The sequence below is a fragment of the Pseudomonas aphyarum genome, assembly GCF_028657055.1.
GTDB lineage: Bacteria > Pseudomonadota > Gammaproteobacteria > Pseudomonadales > Pseudomonadaceae > Aquipseudomonas > Aquipseudomonas aphyarum.
In genome coordinates this window covers 689780-710108 of the sequence record NZ_JAMDGS010000002.1, presented here as the reverse complement: position 1 = coordinate 710108, position 20329 = coordinate 689780, and the positions used below count along the sequence as shown (strand labels likewise).

Below are 20329 nucleotides of genomic sequence, written 5' to 3'. Positions count from 1 at the left end.
TCCACGTCGTTCTCGCTTAATGGCTCAGGCCGTACTTTTTCACTTTGTCGAACAGCGTGGTCTTGGCCATCCCCAGTTCCAGGCTGGCCTGGGTCAGGTTGCCGCCGCTGCGTTGCAGGGCGTCGCTGAGCAGGTTGCGTTCGAACGCCTCCACCGCTTCGGCGAACGCCAGGCCCTGGCCTGCGCTACCCGCGCCGGTTTTCTTGAACGCCGGCAAACCGAGGGCAAAACGCTCGGCGACGTTGCGCAGTTCGCGCACGTTGCCCGGCCAGTCGTGGCTCATCAGGCTCGACAGCGTCTGGTTGTCCAGCTCCGGCAGCGCGCGGTCGAAACGCAGGGCCGACTGCTGGGTGAAGTGTTCGAACAGTTGCAGGATGTCTTCGCGGCGCTCGCGCAGGGGCGGCAGTTCCAGCGTCACCACGTTGAGGCGGTAGTACAAGTCGCTGCGGAACTCCCCGGCCTTGCTCGATTCGTCGAGGTCGGATTTGGTCGCCGCAATCACCCGGCAATCCACCGCCACGCTCTGGTTCGAACCGAGACGTTCGAGGGTGCGTTCTTGCAATACCCGCAGCAGTTTGATCTGCAATGGCAGCGGCATGCTTTCCACTTCGTCGAGGAACAGCGTGCCGCCGTCGGCGTGTTCGATCTTGCCGATCCGCCGCTTGCCGGCGCCGGTGAAGGCGTTGGCTTCGTGGCCGAAGATTTCGCTTTCAAACAGGTTTTCCGGCAGCCCGCCGCAGTTCAGCGCGACGAATTGTTTGGTGTGACGCCGGCTGAAATCGTGCAGACAACGGGCGACCAGTTCCTTGCCGGTGCCGGTTTCGCCTTCGATCAGCACGTTGGCCGAGGTGTCGGCGACGTTGGCGATCAGTTCGCGCAGATTCTGCATGGCCGGCGAGCGGCCGATGATCCGTCCTTCAAGGGAATCGCGTTCGGCCAGTTGCCGGCGCAGGGAGGAGACTTCGCGATTCAGGCTGCGTTGCTCCAGCGCGCGGCGGGCCACATCGACCAAACGCTCAGGGGAGAACGGTTTTTCCATGAAATCGTAGGCGCCTTTCTGCATCGCGCCGACCGCCATGGAAATGTCGCCGTGGCCGGTGATCAGCACCACCGGCAGGCTGCGGTCGCGTTGCTTGAGCCGGGTCAACAGTTCCAGGCCGTCGATGCCGGGCAGGCGAATGTCGCTGATGACGATCCCGGCGAAGTTGTCGCCGACCTGCTCCAGCGCCTCTTCGGCACTGCCCACGCCGATGCACGGGATGTCTTCCAGCGTCAGCGCCTGCTGGCAGCCGAGCAGCACATGGGGATCGTCTTCGACGATCAGCACACTAAGGTCGTTGTTCATATTGGCTCGGCAGGAATAGGGCTTACCAACGGTAAACTGAGGACGAAGGTGGTACCACCGCTGGCCGGGTGCTCGACACCCAAATGGCCGCCGGTGGCGGCGGCGAGGCTGGCCGAGAGGGTCAGGCCGAGGCCCAGGCCCTGTTCGCCGGGCTTGGTGGTGAAGAACGGTTCGAACAGGTGCTTGCGTGCTTCCGCGTCGATGCCGTGACCGTTGTCGCGCACCCGCAGGCGATATTTGCCGTTGAATTCTTCGCCTTCCAGCCACAGCTCCGGCAGCGGTTGCGCCTGCATGGCGTCGAGGGCGTTGCCGATCAGGTTGACCAGAATCTGCTCCAGACGCGTCTGGTCGATCTGCACCTGCACATCGTCGAACTGGCGATGCAGTTGCAGGGACGCACTTTCGACACGAGCACCGAGCACTTGCAGCGCGGCATCCACCGCTTTGCCGAGGCTGGCGCGGCCCTTGTCGTCACCGCGCCGGGCGAAGGAACGCAGGCTGGCGGTGATCCGGCCCATGCGGTCGATCAGGTCGTTGATGGTCTTGAGGTTGGTGCTGGCGACGTCGAGCTGACCACGTTCCAGAAAGCGAATCGTATTGCCGGACAAGGTGCGCATCGCTGCCAGCGGCTGGTTCAGTTCGTGGGCGATGCTGGTGGACATCTGGCCGATGGCCGCGAGTTTGCCGGCCTGCACCAGTTCGTCCTGGGCGCGGCGCAAAGTCTCTTCGGCCTGACGCCGTTCGCGGATCTGGCTCTTGAGCCGGTCGTTGCTGGCGCGCAGGTCGGCGGTGCGTTCGGTAATCCGACGCTCAAGCTGATTGTTGGCTTCCTGCAAGGCTTCGCGGGCAGCGAGGCGGGTGGCGATGACCTTGCGCCGTTCGTTCCAGGCAATCAGCAGGAACGCGACCAAGGCAAACGCCACGGCCACCAGAATCCCTTGATTGATCGCCTCGCGCCGCAGATCCTGCAACGGCGTGAGCAGGGTGAAATTCCACGGGGTATCGCTCAGCGGTCGGGTTTGTGCCAGGTAGCTGATGTTTTCCTCATCGCCATCCTGCTGGCTCGGCACTTCGCTGTTTGCCGGGAAGGTGAGTTTCTCCACGCCTTCGGACAGGGTTTCCCGGGCCAGCGGTTGCAGTTCGTTCAGCGGGAACCAGTAGTACTGCAGGCTGCGGGCGAGTTTTTCCTTGGTCTCGTCGCTCAGCGGTATCACCGATTTCAGGCGCCGGGCTGGATCGCTGGAGAGAATGATGATGCCGTTTTCATCGCTGACGAAGGCTTCGAGACGCGCCCGTTGCCAGCGTTCTTCCATGGCTTCCAGGCGTACCTTGACCACTGCGACGCCGATGATCTTGCCGTGTTCTTCGAGGCCGTGGGCCAGGTAATAACCGGGTTCGCCGTTGGTGCTGCCGATCCCGTAGAAACGTCCGGGCTGGCCGCGAATGGCATTCTGGAAGTAGGCGCGGAACGACAGGTCTTCACCGAGATAACTGTCGACGTCGCGCCAGTTGCTGGTGGCCATGACGCGGCCGGTGGTGTCCATGACGTAGATGGCCCGACTGCGGCTGCGCCGGTTCAGGCCTTCAAGGTAATCGTTGACCGTTTGCCGGTGTTCCGGGGTCGGGTCGTCCAGCAACTGCGAAACGCTCGATTCGAGCTCCAGCAGGCTGGGCAGGTAGGTGTATTTGCTGATCTCGCTTTCGACCGCGCGGGCGTGCAGTTCCAGCTGACGCTGGCCGTTTTCGCCGAGGCTGCGGATGCCGAAATGTTCACTGGTCCAGAAGCCGATGTAACCCAGTCCGATCATCAGGGCGATGACCAGCGGCGGCAGGAACAGGTGGCGGATCAGACGGGGTTTCACGGCAAGTGATGGCGGCGTGGCGCGATAGAGAGTGGGGTCGCATTTCATCACAGATGCCTTGGGTCAACCACCTGCATTCCCCGACAGAGGATGTCGGGGAATGCAGCAGTTTTAGTGCTGCAGGATTTTCTCGAGGAAATGCTGCGCGCGTTCGGAGCGTTGGCTGATGTCGCCAAAGAACTCTTCTTTCTTGCAGTCTTCGATGATCTTGCCGGCGTCCATGAAGATTACGCGGTCGGCCACTTTACGGGCGAAGCCCATTTCGTGGGTCACGCACATCATGGTCATGCCTTCGTGGGCCAGTTGCACCATCACGTCGAGCACTTCGTTGACCATTTCCGGGTCCAGCGCCGAGGTCGGTTCGTCGAACAGCATGACGATCGGGTCCATCGCCAGCGCACGGGCGATCGCCACACGCTGTTGCTGACCACCGGACAACTGGCCCGGATGTTTGTGGGCGTGAGCCGACAGGCCGACGCGCTCGAGCAGTTGCAGGCCCTTCTTGGTCGCTTCTTCCTTGCTGCGGCCCAGCACCTTGATCTGCGCGATGGTCAGGTTTTCGGTGATGGTCAGGTGCGGGAACAGTTCGAAATGCTGGAACACCATGCCGACGCGCGAGCGCAGTTTCGGCAGGTTGGTCTTCGGATCGGCAATCGATGTGCCGTCGACCACGATGTCGCCTTTCTGGAACGGCTCCAGTGCGTTGACGCACTTGATCAGGGTCGACTTGCCCGAACCGGACGGACCGCAGACCACGATCACTTCACCTTTTTTGACCTCGGTGCTGCAATCGGTCAGCACCTGGAAGTCCCCATACCACTTGTTGATGTTCTTGATAGAGATCATACGGCGAACCTTTTTTGCAGACGCTTGACCAGCACCGAGGCGGCAAAGCTGATGGTGAAGTACACGAGACCTGCGAAGATCAGGAACTCATTCGAGCGGCCAATGATGTCGCCACTGGCGCGCGAGGCGTTGAGGAAGTCCACCAGGCCCACGGTGTAGACCAGCGAGGTGTCCTGGAACAGGATGATGCTCTGCTGCAGCAGCAGCGGGGTCATCTTGCGGAACGCCTGAGGCAGGATGATCAGGCGCATCATCTGGCCGTAGGTCATGCCCAGTGCCTGCGCCGCGCCCATCTGGCCCTTCGGAATCGACTGCACGCCGGCCCGGACGATTTCGCAGAAGTACGCGGCTTCGAACATCATGAACGCCACGATGCACGAGGTGAACGCGCCGATCGGGGTGTCTTCGCCGGTGATCCAGCGCAGCACGAACGGCACTGCCAGGTAGAACCAGGTGATCACCAGCAGCAGCGGGATCGAGCGGAAGTAGTTGACGTACGCGCCTGCAACCCTCGACAGCAGTTTGCTGTGGGACAGGCGCATCAGTGCGAGGATGGTGCCGAGGATGATCCCGCCGACCACGCCCAGCGCCATCAGCTTGAGGGTCATCAGCATGCCGTTCCACAGGCCGGGAATGGCCGGAACGATGCCACTGAAATCGAATTCCATTATTTACCCCCCACGGAGATCAGGCCGGGCACGGCGACTTTCTTCTCGACCATGCGCATCAGCAGCATCAGGCTCATGTTGAGGGTGAAGTAGATCAGGGTCGCCAGGGTGAAGGCTTCAAACAGGTTGGCCGAGAATTCGGCGGTCTGTTTGGTTTGCGCCAGCAGTTCCATCAAACCGATCAAGGACGCCACGGAGGAGTTCTTGAACACGTTCAAAAATTCCGAGGTGAGCGGCGGAATGATGATCCGGTAGGCCTGGGGCAGCAGCACGTTCCAGTAGATCTGCGGCAGCTTGAAACCCATGGCGCGGGCGGCGGATTCCTGACCACGTGGCAGCGCCTGGATACCGGTGCGAACCTGTTCGCAGACACGGGCGGCGGTGAACAGGCCCAGGCAGACGACAACGCTCAGGTAGGCCGAGGTGGTCGGGTTCAGGTCCTGCTTGTACCACTCCTGCAGATCCGGCGGCAGCAGATCGGGCACCAGGAAGTACCAGATGAACAGCTGAACCAGCAGCGGCACGTTACGGAACAGTTCGACGTAGCAGGTCGCGATGCCCGACACGATGCGGTTCGGCACGGTGCGCATGATGCCCAGCAGCGAGCCGAGTATCAGGGCGATGATCCAGGCCACGATGGCGATGGCGATGGTCCAGCCCAGACCGGAGATGAACCAGTCGAGATAGGTCTCGCTGCCCACGCCGGTGGACTTGAAGAACACGCCCCAGTCCCAGTTGTAATTCATTAGGGTCTCCCCTCGATTCGATCGATGTACAAGTGCCCGCCTGGGGAAGCTCCGTTCCCGCCCTGATTGTGAAAATCAGGCACACGCGATCGGCTCGACAGCCACCGGTTCGAGTGTTTCCAGAAAATGCCAGCAGGGAGTGACCATCCCCTGAAAAGGCAGGCGCCTCCTCAGGGGATAAGGTTAGTCAGAAATCAGGATTTCTTGTCGTCAGCCGCTTTGTCGGTCGGATTGGCGATCAGGGCCTTGAGTTCGTCGCTCATCGGGAAGTTCAGGTTCAGGCCTTTTGGCGGAATCGGCTGCATGAACCACTTGTCGTAGATCTTGTTGATCGCGCCCGAGGCGTAGGTCGCCTTGATGGCGTCGTCGACAGCCTTTTTGAACGGCTCGTCGCCTTTGCGCATCATGCAGCCATAGATTTCGTACGACTGCGGAGTGCCGGTCACGGCCCAGTCGGAGGCTTTCTTGGCTTTGGCGGCTTCGCCGGCCAGCAGGGCGTCGTCCATCATGAACGCCACGGCACGACCCGATTCCAGCATCTGGAAGGATTCACCGTGGTCCTTGGCGGAGATCACGTTCATGCCCATCTGCTTGTCGGCGTTCATCGCCTTGAGGATGCGCTCGGAAGTGGTGCCGGCGGTGGTCACGACGTTCTTGCCTTTCAGATCGTCGAAATCCTTGTACTTGGAGTCAGCCTTGGACAGCAGACGGGTACCGATTTCGAAGATGCCGACGGAGAAGTCGACCTGTTGCTGACGCTCGACGTTGTTGGTGGTGGAGCCGCACTCGACGTCCACGGTGCCGTTCTGCACCAGCGGGATACGGGTTTGCGAGGTGACGAGGTTGTATTTGACCTGCAGGTTTGGCAGGTCGAGGTCTTTCTTGATCGCTTCGACGATGGCCAGCTGGATATCGTGGGAGTAGCCGACCGGCTTGCCGGAAGCGTCAGCGATGTAGGAGAAGGGAATGGAAGCGTCACGGTGGCCCAGGGTGATGACGCCGGACTCTTTGATTTTTTTAAGGGTGCCGGTGAGTTCGGCAGCGAAAACTGGTGTGCTGATCAGAGCGGCAGCAATGGCTGCGCCCAGGATATGGGGAACGATGCGCATCAAATTTTCCTCGACATTGTTTTTTTTATGGAGCCGGTTGAGCGGGCCCTTTGTACTTCGAATGCCTGACGGCTCCTGTTGTGTTGGCGCAACAGGCATTCGTCGAAGGAGTGTAGAGCATGAGTCGTGCCAGACCAGTCGGTACAGGTTAATTCATTGATTTATAACGTTATTAAAGTTTTGTGATGGTGTTTTTTCGTCAATCTGATCCGGTTAACCGAATTGACCGTCAGGTCGCGTTCGGAAAACCGAACGTCCTCATTGCGCCTTGTTTCAGCCTGAATGCAAAAAGCCCCTGAATCTTTCGATTCAGGGGCTTTTTGTTCGGCGACGAACGAATCAGGCCGCTTCGATCTTGCTGCGGTTCTGCTCGACCTTGTTCAGGTACGCCGCCAGTCGCTCTTGCTCGGCCGGCGTGGTGAACAGGCCCAGTTTGCTGCGACGCCACAGAATGTCGTGTGCCGTGGTGGCCCACTCTTCGCTGCACAGGTAATCGACTTCACGGGTGTAGAGCCCGCCGCCGATGTGTTCGCCCATGTCGGCCAGGGTGTCGACGCCTTCGAGCATGCGCCAGGTGCGGCTGCCGTAGGTGGTGGCCCAGCGGCGGGCGATTTCGGTCGGCACCCAGTCGAACTTGTCGCGGATCAGCGCGCTCAGGGCCTGTGGCGTGGTCATGTCCTCGCCGCCGGGCAGGGTGGCGGTGGCCGTCCAGCTCGGGCGCATCTGGGTGAAGTACGGCATCAGCTGCGCCATCGCCGACTCGGCGAGCTTGCGGTAGGTGGTCAGCTTGCCGCCGAATACCGACAGCAGCGGTGCTTCCTCGGTGCTGCCGGACAGCGCCAGGGTGTAGTCGCGGGTCACGGCCGACGGGTTGTCGGATTCGTCGTTGCACAGCGGACGCACGCCCGAGTAGGTGTGCAGGATGTCGTCACGGCCGATTTGCTTCTTGAAGTGGGCGTTGACCACTTTCAGCAGGTAATCGGTTTCGCCGTCGGTGATCGCCACTTTGGCCGGATCGCCGGTGTACTCGCGGTCGGTGGTACCGATCAGGGTCAGGTTGTTCAGGTACGGAATGGTGAAAACGATGCGCTGATCTTCGTTTTGCAGGATGTGCGCGTGATCGCCTTCGTACAGTTTCGGCACGATGATGTGGCTGCCCTGGATCAGACGGATGCCGTACGGCGATTCCATCTTCAGGTCGTCACGGATGAACTTGGCGACCCACGGGCCAGCGGCGTTCACCAGCGCTTTGGCGGTGATCGAAAACAGGCTGCCGTCGGCGCGTTCCAGGTTCAGGTGCCACAGGCCCTTGGCGCGGCGGGCGCTGACGCAACGGGTCTGGGTGTGAATGTGCGCGCCTTTTTCACGGGCGGCCATGGCGTTCAGTACCACGAGGCGGGCGTCGTCGACCCAGCAGTCGGAGTATTCGAAGCCTTTGCTGATTTCGCTTTTCAGTGCGCTGTCGGCACCGAACTTCAGACTCCGGGAGCCCGCCAGTTTTTCGCGCTTGCCGAGGTGGTCATAAAGGAACAGACCCGCGCGGATCATCCACGCCGGACGCAGGTGCGGGCGGTGCGGCAGCACGAAACGCATCGGCTTGACGATGTGCGGGGCCTTGGCCAGCAGCACTTCGCGTTCGGCCAGCGCTTCACGTACTAGACGGAATTCGTAATGTTCGAGATAGCGCAGGCCACCGTGGATCAGCTTGCTGCTGGCCGACGAGGTGTGGCTGGCCAGATCGTCCTTTTCGCAAAGGAACACCGAAAGACCGCGACCGGCGGCATCCGCTGCGATCCCCACGCCATTGATCCCGCCGCCGATGACGGCGATGTCGTAGATCTCGGAGATAGGGGGCGTACGCAAGGTAGATGTGGACATCGGCTGGCCTCGGGCTCTTTTGATTTTCTGTCTTGGAAATCGAACATGAATGTTCATTTGCGAAAATGGTAGCCCATAAAGACGCGCGCAGCCAGTCGACTTCGATTGAAAAAACTCATTGAAGGGCCGAGAAAGGAAAATATTCGAACATCGGATGCGCATAAGGCGCCGGTGCGGGCGCCTTATGCGGGAGGAGGGTTAAACGACTTCCAGGCGAATCTTGTGCTGACTCAGCAGTTGCGCCAGGGCTGGCACCGGCTGCTGATCGGTGACCAGGCAATCGATCAGACTGATCGGGCCGAGGCGGATCATCGCGTTACGGCCGAATTTGCTGGAGTCCGCCGCCAGGATCACCTGCCGGGCATTGGCGATGATCGCCTGGGACACCCGGACTTCCTGGTAATCGAAGTCGAGCAGGCTGCCGTCTTCGTCGATGCCGCTGATGCCCACCAGTGCAAAGTCGACCTTGAACTGGTTGATGAAGTCCACGCTCGCCTGACCCACCACGCCGCCGTCGCGACGCACGTTGCCGCCGGTGAGCAGCACATCGAAATCATCCTTGGCACTAAGCATTGAAGCGACGTGCAGGTTGTTGGTGATGATCTTCAGGTGGCTGTGATTGAGCAGGGCGCGGGCAATCGATTCGGTGGTGGTACCGATATTGATGAACAGCGAGGCGTGATCGGGAATCTGCGCAGCGATGGCTTCACCGATGCGTTGCTTTTCATCGCGCATCTGATCGGCGCGCATCGCGTAGGCGGTGTTTTCGACACTGGAATCATAGGCGGCGCCGCCGTGGTAGCGACGCAGCAGATTGGCTTCCGCCAGCTGATTGATATCGCGGCGGATGGTTTGCGGGGTAACAACGAACAGCGTGGCCATTTCCTCGATGCTCACATAGCCGCGTTCGCGGACCAGCTCGAGGATTTGCTGCTGACGGGGAGGCAGATTCATGGGGCTTCCTTTGGGCTGCCGTGCAAAATTTGCCCATGATGCCGCAGGAATCCGCTCCCGACCAGTTTCCAGCCTTAGTCAGTCCTCAGACTGGCTTATTCAGCGTCTTCACGTTCCCAGTCACGGGTACGGCTGACGGCTTTTTTCCAGCCTTTATAGAGCTTTTCTTTTGCCGCTTCGTCCAGGCTCGGTTCGAACTCACGTTCGATCACGGCCTTGCCGCGTAGTTCTTCCAGGCTGCCCCAGAAACCGCACGCCAGGCCTGCCAGATAAGCTGCACCGAGCGCCGTGGTTTCGCGCATCTTTGGACGCTCGACCTGAGTGCCGAGGATGTCGGCCTGGAACTGCATGAGGAAGTTGTTCGCCACCGCGCCGCCGTCCACACGCAGGGCCTTGAGACGTTCGCCGGAGTCCTGCTGCATGGCGTCGAGGACGTCGCGGGTCTGGTAGGCGATCGATTCCAGTGCGGCGCGGATGATGTGATCCACGCGCACGCCACGGGTCAGGCCGAACAGGGCGCCACGGGCATACGGGTCCCAGTAGGGAGCGCCGAGGCCGGTGAAGGCCGGCACCAGATAGACGCCGTTGCTGTCCTTCACTTTATTGGCGAAGTATTCGGTGTCGTGGGCGTCGTTGATGATCTTCAGTTCATCGCGCAGCCACTGCACGGTCGAACCGCCGTTGAACACTGCGCCTTCCAGTGCGTAAGCCACTTCGCCGCGTGGGCCGCAAGCGATGGTGGTGAGCATGCCGTGCTGGGATTTCACCGCTTTGTCGCCGGTGTTCATCAGCAGGAAGCAGCCGGTGCCGTAGGTGTTTTTTGCCTGGCCCGGCTCGACGCACATCTGGCCGAACAGTGCAGCCTGCTGGTCGCCGGCGATACCGCCGATGGCGATGCCGCTCTTGGTGCGACCGTAGATTTCCGAAGAGGCTTTGACTTCCGGCAGCATCTCGCGCGGGATGTCGAGGATCTCCAGCATCTTCGCGTCCCACTCCAGCGTGTGGATGTTGAAGAGCATGGTGCGCGAGGCGTTGGTGTAGTCGGTGACGTGCACCTTGCCGCCGGTGAATTTCCAGATCAGCCAGCTGTCGACGGTGCCGAACAGCAGTTCGCCGTTGCGCGCGCGCTCGCGGCTGCCTTCGACGTTGTCGAGGATCCACTTCAGTTTGGTGCCGGAGAAGTACGGGTCGGTGACCAGGCCGGTGGTGTCGCGGATGTAGTCTTCATGCCCGTCGCGCTTGAGCTGCTGGCAGATCTCGGTGCTGCGGCGGCATTGCCAGACGATCGCGTTGTACACCGGGCGGCCGGTGGTCTTGTCCCAGACCACGGTGGTTTCACGCTGGTTGGTGATGCCGATGGCGGCGACCTGATCGTGGTGCAGACCGGCCTGGGCCAGCGCTTCGACCATCACCGCGCTCTGGGTGGCGAAGATTTCCATCGGGTCGTGTTCGACCCAGCCGGCTTGCGGGTAATGCTGAGCGAATTCGCGTTGTGCGGTGCAGACCACGTTCGCGTCGCGGTCGAAAATGATCGCGCGGGAGCTGGTCGTACCCTGATCGAGGGCAATGATGTAGTTCTTATTCTGAATGTCGGTCATGTCGATTGCCTTGGACGAAATAAGGGAGAGTGGGCCGTGGCGCGGGCTCTAAAGGGCAGGAGCCCGCGCCGACTGTTTCAAGAAGTTCTTGGTTTGCCGTCAATGGCCGGTTCTGCATCCTTTGTAGCAGGTGTGGCGCCGGTCAGGTGACGGGCAATCAGCCCGCGATACCCGGCAGCGCCGAGGCAGGCACCGACAATCGGTGCAAAAATCGGAATCAGGAAGTACGGGATTTCACGTGCGCCGGTGAAGGAAATTTCACCCCAGCCGGCGAAGAAAGTCATCAGTTTCGGACCGAAGTCCCGGGCCGGGTTCATCGCGAAACCGGTCAGCGGGCCCATCGAGCTGCCGATCACGGCAATCAGCAGACCGATCAGCAGCGGCGCCAGCGGGCCTTTCGGCAGGCCGTTGTTGTCGTCGGTCAGGGACATGATCACGCCCATCAGGATCGCGGTGATGATCACCTCGACCAGAAACGCCTGTGCAGTCGACAGCGCAGGGTTCGGGAAGGTGGAGAACACCGACGCCAGTTCGAGGCTGGCTTCAGTGCCACGAACCATATGGTGAGTTTGTTCGAAATCGAAGAACAGGTTGCTGTACAGCGTGTAAACCAACAGCGCGCCGCAGAAGGCGCCGGCGACCTGGGCCAGAATGTAGAACGGCAGTTTACGCTTTTCGAAGTCGGCGAAAATGCTCAGGGCAATACTGACGGCAGGGTTCAGGTGCGCGCCGGAGACACCGGCGGTGAGGTAGATCGCCATGCTCACGCCGACGCCCCAGATGATGCTGATTTCCCACAGACCGAAGCTGGCGCCCGCGACCTTGAGCGCGGCGACACAACCCGTACCAAAAAAGATCAGAAGTGCAGTACCCAGAAACTCGGCCAGGCACTGGCTCGAGAGCGAAGGTTGCTGTAACGCAGTTGTCATTGAAAACCTCGGTTTTTGTTGTTGTCTGGCGCATTGCCGACAGGGCAAGGCGCGATTTTCGCCGAGGCAGGATCCCCATCCTGTTCCCGGTTTACTGCTGGGTGCTGCGATGACGATAATTCTTACATTATTCAGATTCGAAAAAATATAGACAAGAAACAAACCTGTCAAAGGTCGAAAGTGAACCGTCAGTCACAAATAAACTATCAGTCATGTGAATGATCCTGCGGGTCACCCGTCCTGCGCGATTGTTATCGGCCTGCAAACCCCAGGAAACGTGGCGCGTGGTAGAGCCTTTTGCACAGCGATGGCCTAAAATCCGCCGCAGGTTTTTTTGCCACTGCCGAGCCCGGAGCTGCCATGACCCCTGCGTTGGACTTGCTGAAAAAAGTTCGTGCCGAACATCGCGTGCACAGTTACGAACATGACCCGAAGGCCGCGTCGTATGGCCTGGAGGCCGCGGAAAAACTGGGGCTCGATCCGGCGCAGGTGTTCAAGACGCTGCTGGCGGCCAGTGAGAAGGGTGAGTTGCTGGTGGCGGTGGTGCCGGTCGTCGGAAGTCTCGACCTCAAGGGGCTTGCCCACGCCGCCGGCGTGAAAAAAGTCGAAATGGCCGACCCGGCCGCCGCGCAACGTTCCACCGGTTACCTGCTGGGTGGCATCAGCCCGCTGGGGCAGAAAAAACGCCTGCGTACCTTCATCGATAACTCGGCCCAGCCTTTTGCGACCATTTATGTCAGCGCCGGTCGGCGCGGGCTGGAAGTGGAACTGGCGCCGGCGGTTTTGGCAGAGCACACCCAGGCGAAATTTGCCGACATCGGTCGCCCATGACGTCTGTATGAAGAAAATTGGCCAGCACTGTCACTGGCGCTGATCCGGCAGGCGCTGCATGCTCGTTCGACTGACACAGGGAGAAGGTTATGCAGCTCGAGTTTCATCAGGTCGACGCGTTCAGTGATCGGCCGTTCAGTGGCAATCCGGCAATGGTCTATCGGCTCGACGCGTGGCTCGCGGATGAGCTGATGCAGAAGATCGCCGCCGAGCACAATCTGGCGGAAACCGCGTTTCTGGTGCGCGAGGGGCAGGCGTGGCACATCCGCTGGTTCACGCCGACCACCGAAGTGCCGCTGTGTGGTCACGCGACCCTGGCCAGCGCCTTTGTACTGTTCGAGATCTATAAGGAAAGCGCCGAGCGTCTGGATTTCACCTGCAAGTCCGGGCCGTTGAGCGTCAGCCGCGAAGGCGGCCGGTTGTGGCTGGATTTCCCGGCCATCGAAGCGGTGGAGAAAGGCGTTACCTTGGAGATCGAACGGGCGCTGAATGTTCAGGCGGTGGATGTCCTGAGTTCCAACGAGCTGTTTGTGGTGCTGGAGTCCGAGCAGGCGGTGCTCGATTGCCAGCCGGACATGGTCGCCCTCGCCAAGTTGCCGTGGTTGGGCGCCATCGTCACGGCTCGGGGCAATCAGCATGACTTCGTCTCGCGCTATTTCGCCCCCGCCATCGGCATCAATGAAGACCCGGTGACCGGCTCGACCCATTGCAGCCTGATTCCGTACTGGTCGAAACGTCTGGGCAAATCCAGCCTCACTGCATGCCAGCGTTCGGCGCGGGGCGGCGAGCTGTTCTGTCGGCTGGAAGGTGAGCGGGTGAAGATCGGCGGGAATGCGACGCTGGTGGCCAGCGGCACATTGATGCTGGGCTGAGAGCAAAAAAAGGGAGCCATCAGGCTCCCTCATTGTTTGTGTGCAGATCAGTGCGCGGTGCTGTAACGGCGAACGCCGTTTTCCACCGCCGGAATCTGCGCTGCGGTGCTGCCGGAGGCCTGGAACAGCACCAGATGTTCCGCCGCCACACGAATCCCGACATCCGCACCCACTTGATGGTCGGCATGGCTCGGGAAGATCGACTCCAGCTGTGCGCCGGTCGGCAGTTGCAGGCGATACAGGGTCGAGGCGCCGAGGAAGGTCTTGCCGACGATCCGCGCTTTCAACCCACTGTCCGGCGCATAAACGATGTCGTCCGGACGCAGCAGCACATCCACTGCGCCACCGATCGGCCAGGTGTAGGCGCGATTGCCGCGCAGTTCACCGAGTTCGGTCTGCACCGATTCCGGGCTGCCGAGCTGGCCGCGAATGAAGTAACCCTGACCGATGAAGCTGGCCACAAACGGCGTCGCCGGTTCGTGATAGAGGTTGTAGGGCGTATCCCACTGCTCCAGCCGGCCTTCCTTGAACACGCCGACGTGATCGCTCACGGCGAAGGCTTCTTCCTGGTCGTGAGTCACCAGAATCGCGCTGGTGCCACGGGCCTTGAGGATGTCGCGCACTTCGTGGCTGAGCTTGCGGCGCAACTCGCCATCGAGGTTGGAGAACGGCTCGTCGAGCAGCAACAACTGCGGCTCCGGCGCCAGGGCGCGGGCGAGGGCGACACGTTGTTGCTGGCCGCCGGACAACTCGTGGGGGAAGCGTTTGCCGAGGTTCTTCAGGTTGACCAGTTCCAGCAACTCTTCGGTGACGCGCTCCTTGTTCGGGTGCTTGCGGATGCCGAAGGCGATGTTGTCCGCGACACTCAGGTGCGGGAACAGCGCGTAGTCCTGGAACACCATGCCGATCCGGCGTTTTTCCGGGGCGAGGGTGAAACCGGCGCTGGAGATCACTTCACCGCCGAGAGAAATTTCCCCTTCGTGCACCGGTTCGAAACCGGCAATCGCACGCAGGGTGGTGGTCTTGCCGCAGCCCGAGGAGCCGAGCAGGCAACCGATGTCGCCGGCGTTGAGGTGCAGATTGAGGTTCTGCACCACACGTTGATCTTGATAACCGCAAGCGAGGTTGCGCAGGTTCAGCAGTAATTCATGGCTCATGCGTGGTGATATGCCGGTTCGACGAGGAACTCGAGCAGGGCCTTCTGTGCGTGGAGACGGTTTTCTGCCTGATCCCAGGCGACGGAACGCGGGTCATCAAGCAGGTCGAGGCTGATTTCTTCGCCGCGGTGGGCGGGCAGACAGTGCAGGAATAACACGTCCTCGGCCGCCAGGTCGAGCAGGGCACGGGTGACCTGGTACGGCGCGAACAGCTTGAGGCGCTTGGCGGTTTCCTCTTCCTGGCCCATGGAGGTCCAGACGTCGGTGCTCACCAGATGCGCGCCGCGCACTGCATCTTGCGGGTCGCGGACGATGGTCACGCGGTCACCGGCCTTGGCCACGAACTCAGGGTTTGGCTCGTAACCTTCCGGGCAGGCCACGCGCAACTGGAAGTCGAACTGGATCGCCGCTTCTATATAGCTGTTGCACATGTTGTTGCCGTCGCCGATCCAGGCCACGGTCTTGCCCTGGATCGAGCCGCGGTGTTCGAGGAAGGTCTGCATGTCGGCCAGTAACTGGCACGGGTGCAGGTCATCGGACAGGCCGTTGATCACTGGCACGCGGGAGTTGGCGGCAAATTCGGTCAGGGTGCTGTGGGCAAAGGTACGGATCATCACTGCGTCGAGCATGCTCGACATGACGATGGCGCAGTCGCCGATCGGCTCGCCACGGCCCAGCTGGGTGTCGCGCGGCGACAGGAAGATCGCCTGGCCGCCGAGCTGGATCATGCCGGCCTCGAAGGAGATCCGGGTACGGGTCGAGGATTTCTCGAAGATCATCCCCAGGACGCGGTTTTTCAGAGGCTCGAACAGTACGCCGCGGTTACGCAGGTCCTTGAGCTCAACGCCTCGACGGATCACGCTGACCAGCTCTTCGGGCGTGCAATCCATCAGGGAGAGAAAGTGCCTTGCGCTCATCATTGACTACCTTTTTGCTACAAACCGCAGATGCTCAAAGCCTTGTTTATCGGAACAACGGGCGAGACCTGCGGCGTAAGCCGCACGGGGGCGACGAAATAGGGGAAGGCGCGATATTGACACTAAATGTCGCGTTTTTCCAATAGGCTACGGTTTTTGCAGAAATGCGCCGGGGTGATAACAGTGCGAACACTGTGATTTCCGGTCAGTTTTCGAGAGGGCAGCGAGGCATTTGTACACTGGCCCCACCGGGCTTGGCAATCCGGCGCGGCGGGGATGGCACAGCCCTGGTCGGTTTGCGACCCGTGAGCCACCGGTTCGCTTGGTCGGATGCGCAGGTTGAAACATTTGCTAAAGCAAAGTGCTGGGTTATAAATAAATCACGAGCGACGCAGGAAGCCTCCGCATGGAATCGAAAGAAAAACTGTTAATGGAACTGCTGGGCCACACGGCACGCTCATTGACCCACCTCACCGCCTCGATGACCTCGATGTCCTTCGAACTGCTGCGCAGCGATGACGACGTGGTCAAGGCCGCCAGCCGGCAGATGATCGACCGCATGGCGACCATCAGCGCCGGGCTCGACGAGCACTGGCGACTGATCGGCGAACTCACCGGCGTCCACGTCGCCCACGAGCAGATCGAGACCATCCAGGAAATCCAGCTGGCCGCACCGCCCCAGCTTCCGGCGAACTGACGCGTCTATCGGCGGGCCTGATGGCCGCCGATTCACAAGACGAACGTCGCTGGCGCTGCACCGGGTCGCGGGCCATAGTTTTGTTCCCGCAGGCGTGATTGCCTGCCCAGAACAAGACAGAGACTGGCCATGACCAAGACTCTCCATCACCGTGCCTGCCACCTGTGTGAAGCCATCTGCGGCCTGACCATCGAAACCACCGAGACCGACGGCCAGGTGCAGATCACCTCGATCAAGGGCGATGCCCTGGACACGTTCAGTCGTGGGCACATCTGCCCCAAGGCCGTGGCGCTGCAAGACATCCAGAACGATCCGGATCGCCTGCGCCAACCCATGCGCCGGGTCGGCAGCGAATGGCTGCCGATCGGGTGGGACGAGGCGTTCGAGCTGGTCGCCGAAAAACTCTCGGCGATTCAGGAGCGTCATGGGCAGAACGCGGTCGCCGTGTATCAGGGCAACCCCAGCGTGCATAACTACGGGCTGATGACCCACAGCAATTACTTCCTCGGCCTGTTGAAAACCCGCAACCGCTATTCGGCGACGTCGGTCGATCAACTGCCCCATCACCTGACCAGCTACCTGATGTACGGCCACGGCCTGCTGCTGCCGATCCCGGATATCGATCACACCGATTTCATGCTGATCCTGGGCGGTAATCCGCTGGCGTCCAATGGCAGCATCATGACCGTGCCGGATGTGGAGAAGCGTCTGAAGGCGATCCAGGCCCGAGGGGGCAAAGTGGTGGTGGTCGATCCACGGCGCAGCGAGACGGCGGCGATGGCCGACCAGCATTTGTTCGTGCGTCCCGGTGGCGATGCGGCGTTGTTGTTTGGTGTGCTCAACACGCTGTTCAGCGAAGGGCTGACGTCTGACAGTCATTTGCCGGTGGACGGTCTGGATGAGGTTCGCGCGGCGGTGGCGGGGTTCACTGCCGAAGCCATGAGCCCGTTGTGCGCGGTTCCTGCCGAACAGATCCGCCAGTTGGCCCGGGACTTCGCCGCTGCACCAAGTGCCGTTTGCTACGGCCGGATGGGCGTTTCCACTCAGGCCTTCGGCACGCTGTGCCATTGGGTTGTGCAGTTGATCAATCTGGTGACCGGCAATCTCGATCGCGTCGGTGGTGCACTGTGCACCGAGCCTGCGGTGGATCTTGTGGCCTCGACTTCGGGCGGGCACTTCAATAAATGGCAGAGCCGCGTGTCTGGACGTCCCGAGTACGGCGGTGAGCTGCCGGTCTCGGCGCTGGCCGAAGAAATGCTCACTGAAGGCGAGGGCCAGATCCGCGCGCTGATTACCGTGGCTGGCAATCCGGTCCTGTCCACGCCCAACGGCCGGCAACTGGAGCAGGCGCTGGACGGGCTGGAGTTCATGGTCAGCGTCGATCTGTACATCAACGAAACCACGCGCTATGCCGACCTGATCCTGCCGTCGACCTCGGCGCTGGAAAACGATCACTACGACACCACCTTCAACCTGTTCGCGGTGCGCAACGTCACCCGGTTCAACCGGGCGATCCTCGCCAAACCCGAAGGTGCGCTGCACGACTGGGAGATCTTTGTCGGCCTGGCCAAGGCCTTTGCCGCGAAGACCGGCAAGGAGCTGAAGCCGACGATGCCGCCGGCGAAGATGATCGACATGGGGTTGCGCATGGGTTTGTATGGCGATACGTCCGAGCACAAGTTGTCGCTGGCAACACTGTTCGATCATCCGCACGGGGTCGATCTCGGGGCGCTCAAACCTAACCTCACATCGCGATTGAAGAGCGCCAATCAACGAGTTCAGGCAGCGCCGCCGGAAATCCTCGCTGACCTGGCGCGTTTCGCCGCGTTGCAGGCGCCGGCTGCCGATGAGCTCTTGATGATCGGCCGCCGTCATGTGCGCAGCAACAATTCGTGGATGCACAATTACCATCGACTGGTGAAGGGCAAACCGCGTCATCAGTTGCTGATGAACCCGGACGATCTCGCCAGTCGTGGTCTCAGTGATGGCCAGCTTGTACGGGTCAGTTCACGGGTCGGGCAAATCGAGGTCGAAGTGCTGGGCAGTGCGGACATGATGAAGGGCGTGGTCAGCCTGCCGCACGGATGGGGCCATGCCCGGCCGGGCGTGCAGATGGCGATCGCCAGCGGTCAGCCGGGTTCGAGCGCCAATGACCTGACCGATGAATGCCAGCTCGACGAGCTGTCGGGCAATGCGGCGCTCAATGGCGTGCCGGTGACGGTGGCGGCGGCTTGAGCAAGTCTGTCGGGGAGACCGAGCAGGGCGCTCGGGATTCCGTTACAATGCGCCACCGTGCCGACCCATGAGTCGGAAAGTTCAGCCGAGGTGCTCCATGGATATCATCGAAACGATTAAAGAGCAGATTGCCAACAACACCATTCTGCTTTACATGAAAGGCTCGCCGAATGCCCCGCAGTGTGGCTTCTCCGCGAAAGCTGCGCAGGCCGTGATGGGCTGTGGCGAGAAGTTCGCCTACGTCGACATCCTGCAGAACCCGGAAATCCGTGCCAACCTGCCGAAGTACGCCAACTGGCCGACTTTCCCGCAACTGTGGGTCGGCGGTGAACTGGTCGGCGGCAGCGACATCATGGCTGAAATGTTCGCCAACGGTGAGCTGCAGACTCTGGTCAAGGAAGCATCCGCCAAGGCTGCTGCGGCCAAGTCCGAAGCCTGATTGGCTTCTGCCCGGACTTCAGCCAGTCTGAAGTCCGGGCAATAAAAAGCCCCGCCTCTCGAAAGAGGGCGGGGCTTTTTAGTGTCTCGAGTTTAGCGCTGGCTAATTACTCGTCTTCGCCCATCTGCGATTGCAGATAGTTCTCAAGACCGACTTTATCGATCAGGCCCAGTTGGGTTTCCAGCCAGTCGATATGTTCTTCTTCGGATTCCAGGATGTCTTCGAGCAGTTCGCGGCTGCCGAAGTCACCGACGGATTCGCAGTGGGCGATGGCGACTTTCAGGTCGGCATGGCCGGTCTTCTCGATACGCAGGTCGCACTCCAGCATTTCCTTGGTGTGCTCGCCGATGTGCAGCTTGCCCAGATCCTGCACGTTCGGCAGGCCTTCGAGGAACAGGATGCGCTTGATCAGCTTGTCCGCGTGCTTCATCTCGTCAATGGATTCTTTGTACTCGTGCTTGCCGAGCTTGTTCAGGCCCCAATCTTCATACATGCGTGCATGCAGGAAGTACTGATTGATCGCGACCAGCTCATTGGCAAGGATCTTGTTGAGATGCTGGATGACTGTTACGTCGCCTTTCATGATGGGAGTCCTGCCCTAAGTAGCGGTATATAAGGCAGAGTTTGAGCTTGGTATTTATAAGTGTCAAACCTAAGTTATTGAATAATAAATGAAAATTAATCGGAATAAGAATGTTTGTGTTCCGCGTCTAGACGCTAAGCAGTTGATTTTCAGGCATAAAAAAACCGGACATAAGTCCGGTTCTTCGAATTCGGGATAATTACGCGGCGGTAAATTCTGCCGGGTAGGGGATCGCAGCCTGGGCGGTTTGCAGCTTGGTCAGGGTTTCGCGAACCACTTCCTTCGCCAGGCACGCACATTTGCCGCATTGGCTGGCTACGCCGGTGGCCTGACGGACTTCTTTATAGCTGCAGCAACCTTCATAGATCGCTTCGCGGATCTGTCCGTCGGTGACGCCAGTGCAGAGGCAAACATACATAAGTGAGAACCGTCGCTGGTTGTGACTCAATTGCGATGGATCTTAATGTTAACGAGAATGATTGTCAAAGTGCTTTCCCAGTGGTTTTCATCGCCAACGCCTGTGACTGACGAACGGTGGTGCATGGCTGAATGCCAGCCGGGATTTCGCGAAAAACCTTTAAGGACAGTCGAAAAACGCAGTGTATGATGGTCGGCCCTTGCGAAGGGGGTTCGTGTCACAGGGCTGTCGCCTGAGGGTGGCAG

Annotated in this window: 19 protein-coding genes; 5 read left to right on the top strand and 14 right to left on the bottom strand. The window is 60.5% G+C overall.

Translation table 11 applies throughout. The features are described 5' to 3' along the window. Positions 1–16: 16 nt before the first annotated feature. The 10 genes from aauR to M5G18_RS04885 form a co-directional block, all read right to left on the bottom strand. Positions 17–1345, bottom strand: a complete 1329-nt coding sequence (aauR, locus tag M5G18_RS04930; RefSeq protein ID WP_085606770.1) for a two-component response regulator AauR — start codon at positions 1343–1345, stop codon at positions 17–19. Continuing rightward, positions 1342–3255: a two-component sensor histidine kinase AauS gene (aauS, locus tag M5G18_RS04925; protein ID WP_273899168.1), complete on the bottom strand. Its 1914-nt coding sequence runs from the start codon at positions 3253–3255 to the stop codon at positions 1342–1344. Before aauS ends, aauR begins: the two co-directional genes overlap by 4 nt. Positions 3256–3318: 63 nt before the next feature. Then, entirely contained in the window at positions 3319–4053 is a 735-nt protein-coding gene (locus M5G18_RS04920) for an amino acid ABC transporter ATP-binding protein (RefSeq protein ID WP_007953170.1), read from the bottom strand. After that, positions 4050–4721: an amino acid ABC transporter permease gene (locus M5G18_RS04915; RefSeq protein ID WP_273899170.1), complete on the bottom strand. Its 672-nt coding sequence runs from the start codon at positions 4719–4721 to the stop codon at positions 4050–4052. The genes M5G18_RS04920 and M5G18_RS04915 overlap by 4 nt, the downstream gene beginning before the upstream one ends. After that, a complete protein-coding gene (locus M5G18_RS04910; RefSeq protein ID WP_085745278.1) occupies positions 4721–5467 on the bottom strand; it encodes an amino acid ABC transporter permease in 747 nt (248 codons plus the stop codon). The genes M5G18_RS04915 and M5G18_RS04910 overlap by 1 nt, the downstream gene beginning before the upstream one ends. Positions 5468–5661: 194 nt before the next feature. Further along, on the bottom strand, positions 5662–6576 hold the full coding sequence (locus M5G18_RS04905; RefSeq protein WP_007953175.1) for a glutamate/aspartate ABC transporter substrate-binding protein: 915 nt from the start codon (positions 6574–6576) through the stop codon (positions 5662–5664). Positions 6577–6915: 339 nt separating this feature from the next. Further along, on the bottom strand, positions 6916–8454 hold the full coding sequence (gene glpD, locus M5G18_RS04900) for a glycerol-3-phosphate dehydrogenase (RefSeq protein ID WP_273899175.1): 1539 nt from the start codon (positions 8452–8454) through the stop codon (positions 6916–6918). A 198-nt stretch (positions 8455–8652) separates the two neighbouring features. Next, the gene (locus tag M5G18_RS04895) at positions 8653–9408 is read right to left on the bottom strand and encodes a DeoR/GlpR family transcriptional regulator (RefSeq protein WP_007953179.1); all 756 of its coding nucleotides are present in this window, start codon (positions 9406–9408) and stop codon (positions 8653–8655) included. A gap of 95 nt (positions 9409–9503) precedes the next feature. Further along, the gene (glpK, locus tag M5G18_RS04890) at positions 9504–11006 is read right to left on the bottom strand and encodes a glycerol kinase GlpK (RefSeq protein ID WP_007953181.1); all 1503 of its coding nucleotides are present in this window, start codon (positions 11004–11006) and stop codon (positions 9504–9506) included. A 77-nt stretch (positions 11007–11083) separates the two neighbouring features. Further along, positions 11084–11935, bottom strand: coding sequence for an MIP/aquaporin family protein (locus M5G18_RS04885; RefSeq protein WP_007953183.1), 852 nt, complete (start codon positions 11933–11935; stop codon positions 11084–11086). A 360-nt stretch (positions 11936–12295) separates the two neighbouring features. On the opposite strand from M5G18_RS04885, the gene ybaK reads away from it, so the two are divergent. Continuing rightward, positions 12296–12766 carry a Cys-tRNA(Pro) deacylase gene (gene ybaK, locus M5G18_RS04880; RefSeq protein WP_007953184.1) on the top strand — a complete coding sequence of 157 codons (471 nt, stop codon included), beginning with the start codon at positions 12296–12298 and terminating at the stop codon, positions 12764–12766. 89 nt (positions 12767–12855) lie between these two features. Continuing rightward, a complete protein-coding gene (locus M5G18_RS04875; protein ID WP_273899179.1) occupies positions 12856–13638 on the top strand; it encodes a PhzF family phenazine biosynthesis protein in 783 nt (260 codons plus the stop codon). Positions 13639–13685: 47 nt separating this feature from the next. Here the strand turns inward: M5G18_RS04875 and M5G18_RS04870 are convergent, their stop codons facing one another. Next, complete coding sequence (locus M5G18_RS04870; protein ID WP_179693896.1) at positions 13686–14795, bottom strand: ABC transporter ATP-binding protein; 1110 nt, start codon at positions 14793–14795, stop codon at positions 13686–13688. Continuing rightward, the gene (gene argF / locus M5G18_RS04865; protein ID WP_115079058.1) at positions 14792–15712 is read right to left on the bottom strand and encodes an ornithine carbamoyltransferase; all 921 of its coding nucleotides are present in this window, start codon (positions 15710–15712) and stop codon (positions 14792–14794) included. The genes M5G18_RS04870 and argF overlap by 4 nt, the downstream gene beginning before the upstream one ends. 406 nt (positions 15713–16118) lie before the next feature. On the opposite strand from argF, the gene M5G18_RS04860 reads away from it, so the two are divergent. From M5G18_RS04860 to grxD, 3 genes are all read left to right on the top strand, one after another. After that, positions 16119–16409, top strand: coding sequence for a hypothetical protein (locus tag M5G18_RS04860; RefSeq protein ID WP_007953190.1), 291 nt, complete (start codon positions 16119–16121; stop codon positions 16407–16409). Positions 16410–16538: 129 nt separating this feature from the next. Next, entirely contained in the window at positions 16539–18644 is a 2106-nt protein-coding gene (locus M5G18_RS04855; protein ID WP_273899180.1) for a molybdopterin oxidoreductase family protein, read from the top strand. A gap of 97 nt (positions 18645–18741) precedes the next feature. After that, the gene (gene grxD / locus M5G18_RS04850) at positions 18742–19083 is read left to right on the top strand and encodes a Grx4 family monothiol glutaredoxin (RefSeq protein WP_003227729.1); all 342 of its coding nucleotides are present in this window, start codon (positions 18742–18744) and stop codon (positions 19081–19083) included. A gap of 106 nt (positions 19084–19189) precedes the next feature. Here grxD and bfr read toward each other — a convergent pair whose 3' ends face one another. Continuing rightward, positions 19190–19666 carry a bacterioferritin gene (gene bfr / locus M5G18_RS04845; RefSeq protein ID WP_007953192.1) on the bottom strand — a complete coding sequence of 159 codons (477 nt, stop codon included), beginning with the start codon at positions 19664–19666 and terminating at the stop codon, positions 19190–19192. A 199-nt stretch (positions 19667–19865) separates the two neighbouring features. Then, entirely contained in the window at positions 19866–20084 is a 219-nt protein-coding gene (locus tag M5G18_RS04840; protein ID WP_007953193.1) for a bacterioferritin-associated ferredoxin, read from the bottom strand. Positions 20085–20329: the final 245 nt, after the last annotated feature.